This is a genomic window from Epibacterium sp. HA2-3 (genome assembly GCF_055693725.2).
The window spans coordinates 2,093,138-2,105,820 of sequence record NZ_CM172490.1 but is presented as its reverse complement, the minus strand read 5'-3'; the positions used below and the strand labels follow the sequence as shown (position 1 = coordinate 2,105,820).

The following is a 12,683-nucleotide window of genomic DNA, read 5'->3' as shown; positions in this document are numbered from 1 at the left end:
TCCTCCGCCATGGCCGGACAAGAAAGCCACTACATCCTGCCGCGCCCTGAGTTTGACAAGCCGGTAAAGCTGCTCATCGTGGTTTCGCCTTATTACAAGGACATCGCTGATAATATGGTTGCCGGTGCCGTGGCCGAAATCGAAGCCGTCGGCGGAACCTATGAGGTTGTTGAGGTCCCGGGTGCGCTGGAAATCCCCACTGCGATCGGGATCTCGGATCGGGCCTCGAACTTTGACGGCTATGTTGCGCTGGGCTGTGTGATCCGGGGCGAAACCACCCATTACGATACGGTCTGCAACGACAGTTCGCGCGCGATCCAACTGCTTGGGCTGCAGGGGCTTTGCATCGGCAACGGTATTCTGACGGTAGAAAACCGCAAACAGGCCGAAGTGCGCGCGGACCCCGAGGATCAAAACAAGGGTGGCGGCGCGGCAGCTGCGGCCTTGCATCTGATCGCGCTCGCGCGTAAGTGGGGCGCCCAGACCAAGGGAGTTGGGTTTAAACCTGCCTCCGACTCGTACCGGCTCGCCTGATTTCAACAACGGATCCCTCGCTCATGACCTCCAAAGACGCCCCGAAACCGGGAAAGAACAAGACGCAGGCGCGCTCTGCCGCGCGTCTTTATGCGGTGCAGGCGCTGTTTCAGATGGAGCAGAGCGATCAGAGCACCAACAAGGTGATCGTGGAATTCGAAGACCATCGCTTTGGCGCGACCTATGAGGGTGACGAATATGCCGAGGGCGATACCAAGCTGTTTCGCCAGCTGGTAAATGATGCGGTGAACCATCAGGCCAAGATCGACCAGATGACCGACCGTGCCCTTGTGGCGAAATGGCCGATCGCGCGGATCGACCCAACCCTGCGGGCGTTGTTTCGCGCTGCCGGAGCGGAATTTGTCGAGAGCGACACGCCGGTCAAAGTGGTGATCAATGAATACGTTGATATTGCGCGCGCCTTCTTCCCGGAAGGGCGCGAGGCGAGCTTTGTCAATGCAGTGCTGGATCACATGGCACGTGAGGCAAAGCCCGAAGCCTTCTGAGATAGAGCGCAAAACAGCAGTAAAGAGGCGTATGACGATAAGTCCTGCGCCTTTTTTTGTTGAAACCTGAAGATCTGGGACCAGTTCATAGGCCTCATCTGACGCAATCTTCGGGTTTTCCCGGAAAATTTGCGTCAACCGTGAAAAGGTGTCAGCTTAAGAGTACTGGACAGACCTGCCTGTGAAATGTGCAGCCGCTGTCCTACCCGGAAACGAATAGGCCCCATCGGGGCCGCAAGAAACAGGAGGGGACATGTTTCAAAAAATAGTCGTGCCAGTGGATCTGGCACATGAAGCCGCCTTGCAGAGAGCCTTGGATGTGGCGGCTGCTATGGCAAAAACGCATTCCGCCGACGTGTGCTATGTGGGGGTGGCCTCGGCCAATCCGGGGGCGGTGGCGCGCAGCCCGGAGGAATATGCCTCCAAGCTGGAGCAGTTTGCCCAAAGCCAGGCCGCACAACACGGGATCACCGCCAGCGCCCATGCCATTATGAGCCATGATCCCGCCGTTGATCTCAACAAGGCGCTGGAACGCGCGATTTCGGATCTCAAGGCAGATCTGGTGGTGATGGCGACCCATGTGCCGAATATTTCAGACTACATCTGGGCCGGTCACGGGGCGCATGTTGCCGCCCATAGTGCCGCATCGGTGCTCTTGGTGCGTGATTAACGAATAACAGAACTGAAACTCCGAAACGAAAGGCGGTAGTTATGACCGACCAAACGACGGAAACGCCCGACGGCATCCCAAGCCCGGACGGCGCAGCACATATCATTGATACGGATTATGAAATCGGGCAGGACAACGTCGAGGGATCCGTTGGCCCCTTTGGCTTTGACATCCACAACCCGGTGTTTGCCATCTCCGGGATCGCGGTTGTGGCCTTCGTGTTCTACACGCTCGCACTGCCCGAGCAGGCCGGCAACGTGTTCTCCTGGCTCTTTAGCGCAGTGACCAAGGGCTTTGACTGGTTCTTCCTCGGTGCCGCAAATATCTTTGTGATCTTCTGCCTGTTCCTGATCGTGACGCCCTTTGGCAATGTGAGGCTCGGCGGCACGGAGGCAGAACCCGACTATAGCTACATTGGCTGGTTTGCGATGCTGTTTGCAGCCGGTATGGGCATCGGTTTGATGTTCTATGGGGTTTCCGAACCTCTGAGCCATTTTGCCTCTTCCATCGGGGGCACCGCATCCGAGGGCGGCGTGCGTACCGACTGGGCACCACTTGGGGCCGCAGGTGGTAATGAAGCCGAGGCCGTGCGCCTCGGGATGGCGGCGACGATCTTTCACTGGGGGCTTCACCCTTGGGCGATCTATGCCGTTGTGGCGCTTGCGCTGGCCTTGTTCAGCTACAACAAGGGCCTGCCGCTCACGATCCGGTCTGCTTTCTATCCGATTTTTGGCGATGCCGTCTGGGGTTGGGTTGGCCATGTGATCGACATCCTTGCCGTCTTTGCGACCCTCTTTGGCCTGGCAACTTCGCTCGGATTTGGCGCAACGCAAGCCAATGCGGGCCTCAATGAGCTGTTTGGCATCTCGATCGGGTCCACTACTGAGGTCATCCTGATCTCGGCCATCACCGCAATCGCACTGGTTTCGGTGCTGCGCGGGCTTGATGGCGGTGTGAAGATCCTGTCGGAGATCAATATGGGGCTGGCCTTTGTGCTGCTGGTCTTTGTGCTGCTGGTGGGGCCGACCGTGTTCCTGCTGTCGCTGTTCTGGGACTCGCTGATGGCCTATTTCCAGTATCTCCCGGCGCTCTCGAACCCGGTCGGACGTGAGGATGTCAACTTCATGCAGGGCTGGACGTCGTTCTACTGGGCGTGGTGGATTTCCTGGTCGCCGTTCGTGGGCATGTTCATCGCCCGCGTCAGCCGTGGCCGGACCGTGCGTGAATTCATCATCTGCGTGCTGTTGATCCCGTCGATGGTCTGCGTCCTGTGGATGAGCGTATTCGGCGGCACTGCGATCCATCAGGTTCTTTCTGATGGCTACACCGTAGCGCAGGATGCGGCGCTGGAGCTGAAGCTCTTCAAGATGCTGGATGTGATGCCGCTTGCCGGGATCACCTCGCTGGTCGGCATCGTGCTGGTGATCGTGTTCTTTGTGACCTCCTCGGACTCGGGGTCGCTGGTGATCGACACCATCACCGCTGGCGGCAAGGTAGATGCGCCGGTACCGCAGCGGGCCTTCTGGTGCGTCTTTGAAGGTGCGGTTGCGATCGTTCTCCTCCTGAGCGCCGGCGGCCTGCAATCGTTGCAGTCCATGGTGATCTCTACGGGCCTGCCGTTCACGGTTGTGCTGTTGGTGATGTGCTATGCAATCCTGCGCGGCCTGATGAGCGAGCGAAAAGCGACCTAAGTGAGGGCCGCTGAGGCCCTCAGATCACGGAAAACAGAAACGGCGCCTCCCATGCGGGGGCGCCGTTTTGCATTTGGGTTTGCGGATAGGGTCAGTCTGGACAGGGCGGATCGGTCAGCCTTTCAGCGGCTTGCCGAGGATCGCCTCCAGCTGCGCGCGCGTGGTGTCGTCGAGCCGCTCCAAATGCACGGTTAGGCTTTTGCCGTCCATGCTGGTCTCGGTGGGTGGCAGGTTGCCCGATTGCCCCGGCGCGATGGCATAGGGATGCACGTCGCGCGTGATGCCCTTGAACTGCATCGGCGGCATGGGGGTGGCAGCCACGAAGTCGCGCACATGGGCATAAGTCTCATGGCTCATCACGATGCCTCCCGGTTCCGCTGCCGCCTCCAGGCGGGCGGCCAGATTGGCCTCCGCGCCGATGATGGTGTAATCCATCCGTTCTTCCGAACCGAAGTTGCCGACGTTGCAATAGCCCGTGTTGATACCGATGCGCGCCCGGAAAGGCCTGTCGATGCCACGCGCGCGCCATTCTTTTTCCAGCTCTCTCAAACGCTCCTGCATCTCCAGCGCCATCCGCACGCAAGCCCGCGCGTCCTCAGCAGTGCCCAGCGTTTCAGGATCACCAAAGAAGGCCACGATGGCATCGCCGATGAACTTGTCGATGGTCGCCCCATGTTTGGCCGCGATGGCGGACATCTCGGTGAAATACTCGTTCAGAAGCGCCGTCAGCTCCTCCGGCTGCAAGGTCTCTGCCGTCTGGGTGAAATCCTTGATGTCGGAAAAGAACACCGTCAGTTTTTTGCGTTCGGTGGAGATCGAGGCGTCCTTTTCGCCGGAGAAGATCGACCGATATACCTGCGGCGACAGGTAGCGCGAAATCTTCATCGAGATCCCGGCGAGGAATTCATTGTTGGAGGACAGCTCCTCGCTTATCTTGCGAAATCGCTGCGCCAGTCGCAGCTGATGCAGTGCAAAAAACGCACCAAAGCCGCCAGCGACCACCATATAGGCCAGCAGGTGGCTAAAGGAGAACAGGCTCACCGCCACCGGCTGCACAATGCTGTAGGACTGCACGCCGCGAATGTCGCCAACCGCCCAATCGGTTTTGGGGCTGTCGGAGTGGTTGTTGTGGCAGGCAACGCAGGCCTCTTCCATCACCACAGGAGTGATCATTGTTACTGCATGTGTCAGCAGCCCGGATTCTTCGCCCCGGTAGAACAGGTAGTGATCGTCCACCCCCTCGCGAAACCGGCTCAGCGCGTGATCCTCCGCCCAGGTCAGCTCTGTCGTCTCGCGGCCATGAAAGGGATAGTCCGAGGCAAATCGGTACTGCACGTTCAGCCCATGGGTGCCGATCTGATCGCCGAGCTCGATCGCCATGGTCGCGGGGATCGGGATGGCCCCGTCACGGTCGTGATAGTCGTGGGTGGCAAAGGTCGACCCGTCCGGATTCAAGCGGCCAATCACATTGCGGGCATAATAGCTGCGCACGGTGTCCAAGACCGCGTCCAGAGCCTGCCCCTGGCGGCGCAGCGATTGATCGGTGATCGCCATCAGGTCCATCCAGACCACCACGGGCAGGGCAACAATCGCGGCGCCGATGCCCCAGTTGATCAGATGCGGCTGGTTGACCAGAAAGCGGCCGATGCGGCGGGTGATCTTCATATCTGTCGCGTCCCTGTGCCTGTCCCCGAGCTCTGCGTTCACGGGTTTGCTCCTACTTTGGCAAGCAGATGCCTGCGCAATAGTTCAGATTATACGCAGCATACGTGCAAAATCGTCGCACTATCTTATGCGTTCTGGAAAGAGATGCTGAGGCATTCTACCTTGATGGTGTGACACACCTGAGGAGGATGCCATGCCTGAACTGATCAAGCTCTACATCAAAAGCGCCCTTTGGGGGCTGGTGCTGGCCGCTCTCTTTGTTGCGATCCTGCTGTGGTTCAACATTGCCAATCTCGGCGCGCTGGTCTTTGGCTCGGATTCGGGCGTGATCGCCGTTCTGGCGCTGTGGATTTCCAACGCAGTGGTTTTTGGAGGTGTGCAGTTTGGCTTTAAGATCATGGCGATGGCGGAGCGCGATGATACTCCGCGCGGCGGCACATGGGTTGGCCCCGAGATGCAGCCCGTGCCGATCCCGGCCAAAGCCTCCAAGCCGCAGCGCCGGACCCTTCGCTGATAGCCAGCACTGTCTGGCGTCGTCATCACCCGACACCAAAAGGCCGCGCCCAGTTTGCGCGGCTTTTGAGTATCTTGGGGGGAGAAGCGGCGGGAACCACCAGTCAACCGTGCGGCGTTGATTCCCGAGGACCTGTATGTACAGGTGGGCGCCAGGTAAACGGACCAGGATCCGGACAGAGCCAGCTCCCTCGGAATTGCTTAAGGCCACTGGAATGCTGCCTGTCACGAGAAGGGGAGAACCCGCCTGCGCCATAGGTAGTGCGCAGCGCGCTTGTGCACAAGGGGGCGGGCGCAGATGTTGTGCTTGATTTTTGTTCACCAATTGTTCACTTTTGGATCATGGCAGAGCAACACAAAATCACCGAAGGTTTCGACACCCAAGCCCCAGATCGGTCTGAGGCGGAGGGGCGCCCAGCCGACGAGGCGGATCAGGGAGAGGTCGGAACAGGCGATATGGATGCGGATGCGGCGACTTTGGCGCTCATGCAGCCGGGGCAGCGTCTTGCCCGTGGCGTCAGTCGCTACCTCCGATCCATGGGGTTTGCGGCGCTTGAAGAATTTGTTCCGCAGCGCGGTTTGCGGGTCGATGTGATGGCCTTGGGTCCCAAGGGGGAGCTCTGGGTCATCGAATGCAAATCCAGCCGCGCCGATTTTCAAAGCGATGGCAAATGGCAGGGCTACCTTGAGTGGTGCGACCGGTATTTCTGGGCGGTGGATGTGGAGTTTCCCACCGAGCTTCTGCCCGAAGGCACCGGTTTGATCCTTGCGGATGCCTATGACGCAGAGGTGGTACGCATGGGGCCTGAGCAGAAAGTGGCACCAGCGCGCCGCAAGAAAATGACACAGAAGTTCGCCATGGATGCGGCCCGTCGCCTGCAACGGCTGCGTGATCCACGCCCCGGACATGAGGCCTTTGCCTTTGCGGTGTCAGAGGTGCACGGCGACAGCTGAGGCGAGACTCGCTGCGCTGCGTCTGGCGGGTATATCTCGGCCAGACCGCACCGGCGCCCAGGCCTCTAGAATGCGCGCGGGATCAAGCCGTCAGATCAATCGCCGCCTGCGCCGGAGGCACAATATAGATGATGTCGTGATGGCCATCCAGCTGTAGCGCGAGGATCTGCTGCTGTTCCTGGGCCTGTGCCGCCTCGCGCTGCGGGTCGCGGGCATACGGTGCTGCGGCGGCAATCAGCGGATCATCATTGGCCGCAGGGCGCTGCGACCCGGCATCGGGTTGCGCCAGCTCCGCCGTCAGGATGCGCGGCACCGGAGCCCGCTCCGGCCGGTCAGGGGCGCTGAGTTCAGGCGACTCGGACAGTGCACCGGTGAGGCCCACATTCTCGTCAGAAATCAGCTCTGCCGCTTGTGCATCCCGAGGCTGAGCCTGATAGGCGTAGGCCTTTTTAGCCAGCGCGATCAGATCAGCGCTGGCACGTTTCTGGTCTTCGGTGAGGGGCAGGCTGATCACGGTATTGGCGGTCATGGGTGCTCCTGATTGCGGGGGCTGCAGAGGATCGGCACGTCCTGCCGCATCAGTGCTGTTGTCGCGCGAGGCGGGGGAGGCCGCCTCAGCGGTCCCGGTGGTGGCGTCCGCTTCGGTTTGGGGGAGGCCGATGATGACAACGCCGTCATTCATCACGTAGATCACCCGTGGCTGCGAGGAGGCCAGCGCCTGAGCGCTTGCATTGGGGTCCTGAGGGCCAGCCGCGGGGGGGGCTGCCGGATCGGACACAGCGGTTGGGGCCGCCGGGGCTTCTGCCACCGACGGTGGAGTGTCTGGCGTCCTGCCAGACTGCTGCATTGCGACGCCGGATGGGTAGACCGCAAGCGGATCTGACCCTGTCGCCGGGGACGCAGGCAAGGCGGAAACATGAGAGCGCAGGAGATCGAGGACTTTCTCCATGTGGTCGACGGTATCCGAGATCTGATGCATCGCGGATTTCCAGCCGGGCTCCGGTGGCCGACTGACTTGCTCGATCATCTTGTCACGAGCGCGACGGGCCTCGGACAGCTGATTGTGCAACTGATTTGTGGTCAGGCTCTCACTGTCAGAAATGGAGACGGCGGCAGCTTGGGGGCCATTCGCGGTGGCGATGGCGCTCGGTAAGATCACGACTGGTCCCAACGGCGGGGTTGTAAAATGGTACATCACTTACGCTCCAAGCAAACACTTGACGTCCGTTAATCATTTGGAGGGATAGGTTAACACGGTCCTAACCTCCGTAAACGGAGCCCCTAAAATCCTATTGATTTTGCAGCATAGCTTGGCCGCGCGCGTGATCGCGCCGGTGCTTGCGGTAACTTTATGGGCAAGAGTGAGATGGGCGCGGCAAGAAGGCGGTTACCGTGACACAAAAAAGCCGGGCGCAAGGCCCGGCGATCTCGTCGGCTGTGTGCGAGGGATCAGGAGCTGACGGCGCGGGCGGCCTGCGCGGCTGCGCGGATTTCGTCAGCGATTTCCTCGGCTTCTTCGGGATCGAAGTCCATCGGGATCTCTAGCCCATCGGCTTCGATAAAGATGCGGACCATCCCGACATCAGTAGGGCCGATCTGCATGTTCGCCTCAATGTCACGTTCGGTGTTGATCCCCATGTCGAGCTCCTTCGGGTCGCGGTGAGCCAACGTGCTAGCCTGCAACCCTCTAAAATGCAAGATGTCCGCCTCATCGGTGCATCAGAGCGCTGCAGCGTAAATCCAGAGCGCGACACGGCCCAAAACAAGGGAATCACCATCCCGCTGGCGCAGGTGTTTTGCAGCGCAGAACAGGGATCCTCCGGGCTCCATCGGAGTAGTGCCTGCGTGACCGCCAAGTGGTGCTTGGAGAAATCCACAAGAATTTGCCGCCGCGCAAAAAAGTGCAAAAAACTTGTGACATGGGCTCTTGCACTCCGATTTTCTGTGATGTAAATCGCCCTCAGTGCCGCCTTAGCTCAGTTGGTTAGAGCGCTTGATTGTGGATCAAGAGGTCCCTGGTTCGAGACCAGGAGGTGGTACCACCCTCCCCAGATTGCTAAAAACCTTCGCTTGCGACATGCAGGCATCTTGCCGATTGGTGCGGGATCAATGCTTTGCCGCGCTGGCGGCAAAGCTGTCGGGTTTTGTCGCTCGGGCGAGGCCTAGTCGATCTGAATTCGCTGGCGCAGAGCGCCGGTTTCACTGTCGAGGATCAGGATCTGATCTTCTGTCGTTACCACCGCCAGCCAGCCGGTGCCAAAGGTCACGGCACGCGCGGTGACGCCCTCGGGCAAGGAAATATCTGCCGGCACTTGCGGTGCGCGGGTATCATCCGACAAACGGATGACAAGCAACGCAATAACCACTAGAACCCCGCCCACCATGATCACGGTCAACGTGGTCACGAGACGGCGCAGGAAACGCAGCTGCGTCGGTTCGGTAATGTCTTCAGGTTCGGAAGGATGTGTCATGGCCAGCCGCCGCATTGAATTTGTGATCGCGGACAACCCGCCCAAGCGGCTTGATAAAGCGATTGCGCGCGATGTGCCAGAGGAAGCGAACCTGTCGCGCACCCGTCTGGCGCGTCTGATCGAAAGCGGAGGTGTCTCGGTGGATGGCGCCCGCGCCAATGATGCCAAGTCCCGCGTTGCCGAGGGCGCACTGATCGTCATCACCGTCGAAGAGGCCGAGGACAGTCATATCGGCCCCGAGGACATTCCGCTTGATGTGATCCACGAGGACGCCGACCTCATCGTCATCAACAAACCCGCTGGCATGGTGGTGCATCCCGCTCCGGGTAGCCCTTCCGGCACGCTGGTCAATGCGCTTCTGCATCACTGCGGCGCGGATCTGTCCGGGGTGGGGGGCGTCAAACGTCCCGGCATCGTGCATCGGATCGACAAGGAGACCTCGGGGCTCTTGGTGGTGGCAAAGTCGGATGCCGCGCATCAGGGTCTGGCGGCGCAGTTCGAACGTCACACGGTGGAACGCTATTATCAGGCGGTCTGCTATGGGGTGCCGGATGGCAATGATCCCCGTCTGCGCGGGGTGCGCGGTGCCAGCTTCGAGCCGGGCAACATCCTCAAGATCACCACGCAGCTTGCACGCCATAAAACCGACCGCCAGCGTCAGGCGGTGTTGTTTGAGGGCGGGCGCCACGCGGTCACTCGCGCCCGGATCATCGAGGCCTTTGGTGCGCCCGCGGCTGCTTCTTTGGTCGAGTGCTGGCTTGAAACCGGACGCACGCATCAGATCCGGGTGCATATGGCGCATGCGGGCCATGGGCTCTTGGGGGATCCCACCTATGGCGGCAAGCGCAAGATCTCTCCCAAGGCGCTGAGCGCGGCCGGGCTTGCGGCAATCAACAGCTTTCAAAGACAGGCATTGCACGCGGCCGTTCTGGGGTTCGAGCATCCGGTGAGCGGAGAAATGATGCGGTTTGAGGCGCCGCTGCCCGAGGACATGCAGGCCCTCATCGCGGCGCTTCGGATTCCGGCCTAGATCTTGGGCCCGGCCTGCAACAGGGGCTCCGGGCCTGCACGGTCCATCAGAACGCATCCATGCAAGCTGGCTTGATGTGCCTGCGTTTCTGTGTGACCAGCGTTTCTGCCGCATGTATGCGGATCCTTGGCCCACACCAATAGGGGTGCAGGCGGGCAGATCACTCGAGCGCGAAGTCTGGCAGGCTCTCGAGCGCGTTTTTCAACGCATCGCCCCAGCCTTGAGAGATCAGCTGCAGATAGGGATTGTCCGCATCGATACGCCCCGTGGTGTCGAGCTGGAGCGAGTCCTTGCGATAGAAGTGAAAATCAAACGGTGCTCCCACCGACAGGTTGGCTTTGACGGTGGAGTCAAAGCTCACGAGGAGCAGCTTGATCGCAGCCTCAAAGGACATTTTCGGATCATACGCCCGGACCAGAATCGGGCGGCCGTATTTTGTTTCGCCAATCTGAAAGAAAGGCGTATCCGAGCTGGCTTCGATAAAATTGCCCTCGGGGTAGATCATGAAGAGGCGCGGCGGCCCGCCTTTGATCTGACCACCCAGTATCAACGTGGCCCCAAAGGCGCTGTCGGCCTGTTGTCCCGCAGCATCATGCTGTGCGATCACCTCGCGCAGCGTATCCGCCACCAACCGAGCGGCCTGGAACATCGAGGGCACGCCAAGGATCGACGGGTCGCGTTCGCCGTGCGCGTGGGGGCGTTCCTCCAGAAGGCTCACAACGGCCTGCGTGGTGGCAAGATTGCCCGAGGACAGCAGGGTGATGGCCCGCTCGCCGGGGGTCTCCCAAGAGGTCATCTTTTTGAAAGTTGAGATATTGTCTAGCCCTGCATTTGTGCGGGTGTCGGACATGAAAACCAGCCCGGCATCGAGCATCATTCCCACACAATATGTCATCTAGGCCTCACTGTTGCGCCACTTCGATCTGAACGTCGAGCGCTTCGCCCGCGCCTCCAATTCGCGTTCCAGATACAGGGGCCGCATCAGAATAGTCCAGCCCTGTTGCAACACGCACGTAGCGCGCATCGGGCGAGATGCCGTTGGAGACGTCAAAGCCGACCCATCCGAGCCCCTCGACATGAGCCTCCGCCCAGGCGTGCATGGCATCCTGAGTGGTGCGATCGTCGAGCATGAGGTAACCCGAGACATAGCGTGCCGGCAGGCCAAGCTTGCGCGCGCAGGCGATAAAGACATGGGCATGATCCTGACAGACGCCATGCGCTGACTGGATCGCGTCTTCCGCGCTCCAGCCAAGCTCCGAGACGCCGATCTGATAGGTGATGGCCTCGCGAATGCGGGCGGACAGCTGGTGCAGCATGTCGACAGGGTTGCTGTCGTCGAGATCGCGGATCAATTCTCGCACCCCGGCGCGTGCCTCTGTCAGCGCGGTGGGACGGGTATAGAGCCACAGGGGCGAAGGGCCTCGGTGACGCCCCACCACGCCGTGAGTGTCGGTCAGCTCGACCACGCCCTCTGAGACCAGCTCCAGCTCCGTCACGCCGGGCTCAAAGCTGATAAGTTCCGTCACATTGTGGTGGTGGTCGTCAAAGGAAACCTCCTTCTGGCCCCCGATAATACGGGTTTGCCATTCCACAACCTGTTGGTTGGTGTTGGTTTTTGGCGTTTTGCGAAGCTGTTGCAGGCCAAAGGAGACCGGTTCGTCAAAGCGATAGCGGGTTGTGTGATGAATGGTCAGGCGCATGGCTTACTCATAGAAGCGATAGTCGAGTTGGATTTGATGTGCGAGTTCCAGGAGGAGTTCGAGCATCTTCTCGATGAATTCGTGCAGGCCGTAGTCAAAGACCTCTTCGATCCCATGAGACAGGTAGGTGTTCTCCAGATGGGTCACGAGCTCTTGGGATGGCGAGGGGGTCGGCTGTCCCGCATTGAGATAGCGCAGGTTGTCTTTGATTTTGCTGACGCAAAACGCAAGGCTGCGTGGCATGCGCTTGTCGAAAATCAGGAAATGCGCGATTTCCTGCGGTCCGCCATCGGCGCCGTATTCCATGCGAAAGCCACCGCGCGCAGAGACCGAGCGCAGGATGCTCTCCCATTGCACATTGTCGATGGAACTGCCGACGGCGCTCACGGAGGGCAGCAGCACGTAATATTTCACATCGAGGATGCGTGCCGTGTTGTCGGCCCGCTCAAGAAAGGTGCCGATGCGCAGAAAATCGTAGATGTCATTGCGCAGCATCGTGCCATGGACCATGCCGCGCATCAGTGCGGTGTGCTGGCGGATCGACGCCAGAACATCCGGCAGGTCGCGTGCGCTCACTTTGCGCGCGAGCAGGTCGCTTGCGGTCATGTAAGTGGCATTGATCGCTTCCCAGACCTCTCCCGTGATCGCCGCACGCACCAGCCGCGCATTCTGGCGGGCGGCCGCAATCGACGACATGATGGAGGAGGGGTTGTCCTTGCCACGCAGCATCCAGTCCACTGCCGCATCCTGGCCATGGGTGTCATAGGCCTCTCGAAAGCCGCCCAGTGACCCGGCCGATTGCAGGATGGAAACCCACTCATCCTCGGCGCTGCCGAGCCGTGTGAGCGCGATGCGCTGACCTGTTTCGATCAGGCGTGCGGTGTTTTCTGCCCGTTCAAGGTATCGCGACATCCAGAACAGACCATTTGCGGTTTTTCCCAGCATTGCG

14 protein-coding genes and 1 tRNA gene are annotated in these 12,683 nt (G+C 60.2%); 8 read left to right on the top strand and 7 right to left on the bottom strand.

Going from position 1 to position 12,683, the window contains the following annotated elements; all coding sequences use genetic code 11:
• Window positions 1-9: 9 nt before the first annotated feature.
• The 4 genes from ACZ1HH_RS09865 (at window position 10) to ACZ1HH_RS09850 (ending at window position 3,401) form a co-directional block, all read left to right on the top strand.
• Window positions 10-534: a 6,7-dimethyl-8-ribityllumazine synthase gene (locus ACZ1HH_RS09865; protein ID WP_011539452.1), complete on the top strand. Its 525-nt coding sequence runs from the start codon at window positions 10-12 to the stop codon at window positions 532-534.
• Window positions 535-557: 23 nt separating this feature from the next.
• Window positions 558-1,040 carry a transcription antitermination factor NusB gene (nusB, locus tag ACZ1HH_RS09860; protein WP_011539451.1) on the top strand — a complete coding sequence of 161 codons (483 nt, stop codon included), beginning with the start codon at window positions 558-560 and terminating at the stop codon, window positions 1,038-1,040.
• A 253-nt stretch (window positions 1,041-1,293) separates the two neighbouring features.
• The gene (locus ACZ1HH_RS09855) at window positions 1,294-1,710 is read left to right on the top strand and encodes a universal stress protein (protein WP_011539450.1); all 417 of its coding nucleotides are present in this window, start codon (window positions 1,294-1,296) and stop codon (window positions 1,708-1,710) included.
• 41 nt (window positions 1,711-1,751) lie between these two features.
• Window positions 1,752-3,401 carry a BCCT family transporter gene (locus tag ACZ1HH_RS09850; RefSeq protein ID WP_011539449.1) on the top strand — a complete coding sequence of 550 codons (1,650 nt, stop codon included), beginning with the start codon at window positions 1,752-1,754 and terminating at the stop codon, window positions 3,399-3,401.
• Between the two features lie 114 nt (window positions 3,402-3,515).
• Here ACZ1HH_RS09850 and ACZ1HH_RS09845 read toward each other — a convergent pair whose 3' ends face one another.
• A complete protein-coding gene (locus ACZ1HH_RS09845; protein ID WP_011539448.1) occupies window positions 3,516-5,066 on the bottom strand; it encodes an adenylate/guanylate cyclase domain-containing protein in 1,551 nt (516 codons plus the stop codon).
• Window positions 5,067-5,259: 193 nt separating this feature from the next.
• On the opposite strand from ACZ1HH_RS09845, the gene ACZ1HH_RS09840 reads away from it, so the two are divergent.
• Both ACZ1HH_RS09840 and ACZ1HH_RS09835 read left to right on the top strand, forming a co-directional pair.
• Window positions 5,260-5,580: a hypothetical protein gene (locus ACZ1HH_RS09840; protein ID WP_011539447.1), complete on the top strand. Its 321-nt coding sequence runs from the start codon at window positions 5,260-5,262 to the stop codon at window positions 5,578-5,580.
• Between the two features lie 455 nt (window positions 5,581-6,035).
• A complete protein-coding gene (locus tag ACZ1HH_RS09835) occupies window positions 6,036-6,533 on the top strand; it encodes an MmcB family DNA repair protein (protein ID WP_472637321.1) in 498 nt (165 codons plus the stop codon).
• Window positions 6,534-6,615: 82 nt separating this feature from the next.
• On the opposite strand, the gene ACZ1HH_RS09830 is transcribed toward ACZ1HH_RS09835, so the two are convergent.
• On the bottom strand, window positions 6,616-7,728 hold the full coding sequence (locus ACZ1HH_RS09830) for a chemotaxis protein CheA (protein ID WP_487320261.1): 1,113 nt from the start codon (window positions 7,726-7,728) through the stop codon (window positions 6,616-6,618).
• A 254-nt stretch (window positions 7,729-7,982) separates the two neighbouring features.
• Complete coding sequence (locus ACZ1HH_RS09825; protein ID WP_044027235.1) at window positions 7,983-8,171, bottom strand: DUF6324 family protein; 189 nt, start codon at window positions 8,169-8,171, stop codon at window positions 7,983-7,985.
• Between the two features lie 327 nt (window positions 8,172-8,498).
• Between ACZ1HH_RS09825 and ACZ1HH_RS09820 the strand changes: the two genes are divergently transcribed.
• A tRNA-His gene (locus ACZ1HH_RS09820) sits at window positions 8,499-8,575 on the top strand.
• Between the two features lie 120 nt (window positions 8,576-8,695).
• Here the strand turns inward: ACZ1HH_RS09820 and ACZ1HH_RS09815 are convergent.
• Window positions 8,696-9,004, bottom strand: coding sequence for a DUF6476 family protein (locus ACZ1HH_RS09815; protein ID WP_472636532.1), 309 nt, complete (start codon window positions 9,002-9,004; stop codon window positions 8,696-8,698).
• On the opposite strand from ACZ1HH_RS09815, the gene ACZ1HH_RS09810 reads away from it, so the two are divergent.
• Window positions 9,003-10,034 carry an RluA family pseudouridine synthase gene (locus ACZ1HH_RS09810; protein ID WP_472636531.1) on the top strand — a complete coding sequence of 344 codons (1,032 nt, stop codon included), beginning with the start codon at window positions 9,003-9,005 and terminating at the stop codon, window positions 10,032-10,034. The genes ACZ1HH_RS09815 and ACZ1HH_RS09810 overlap by 2 nt on opposite strands.
• 160 nt (window positions 10,035-10,194) lie before the next feature.
• Here ACZ1HH_RS09810 and ACZ1HH_RS09805 read toward each other — a convergent pair whose 3' ends face one another.
• Genes ACZ1HH_RS09805 through ACZ1HH_RS09795 form a run of 3 tightly spaced genes read right to left on the bottom strand, consistent with a single transcriptional unit; the run spans window position 10,195 to window position 12,679 of the window.
• Window positions 10,195-10,929, bottom strand: a complete 735-nt coding sequence (locus ACZ1HH_RS09805; protein WP_472636530.1) for a proteasome-type protease — start codon at window positions 10,927-10,929, stop codon at window positions 10,195-10,197.
• A 7-nt stretch (window positions 10,930-10,936) separates the two neighbouring features.
• Entirely contained in the window at window positions 10,937-11,734 is a 798-nt protein-coding gene (locus ACZ1HH_RS09800; RefSeq protein WP_416368850.1) for a transglutaminase family protein, read from the bottom strand.
• A gap of 3 nt (window positions 11,735-11,737) precedes the next feature.
• Complete coding sequence (locus ACZ1HH_RS09795; protein WP_472636529.1) at window positions 11,738-12,679, bottom strand: alpha-E domain-containing protein; 942 nt, start codon at window positions 12,677-12,679, stop codon at window positions 11,738-11,740.
• Window positions 12,680-12,683 lie beyond the last annotated feature (4 nt).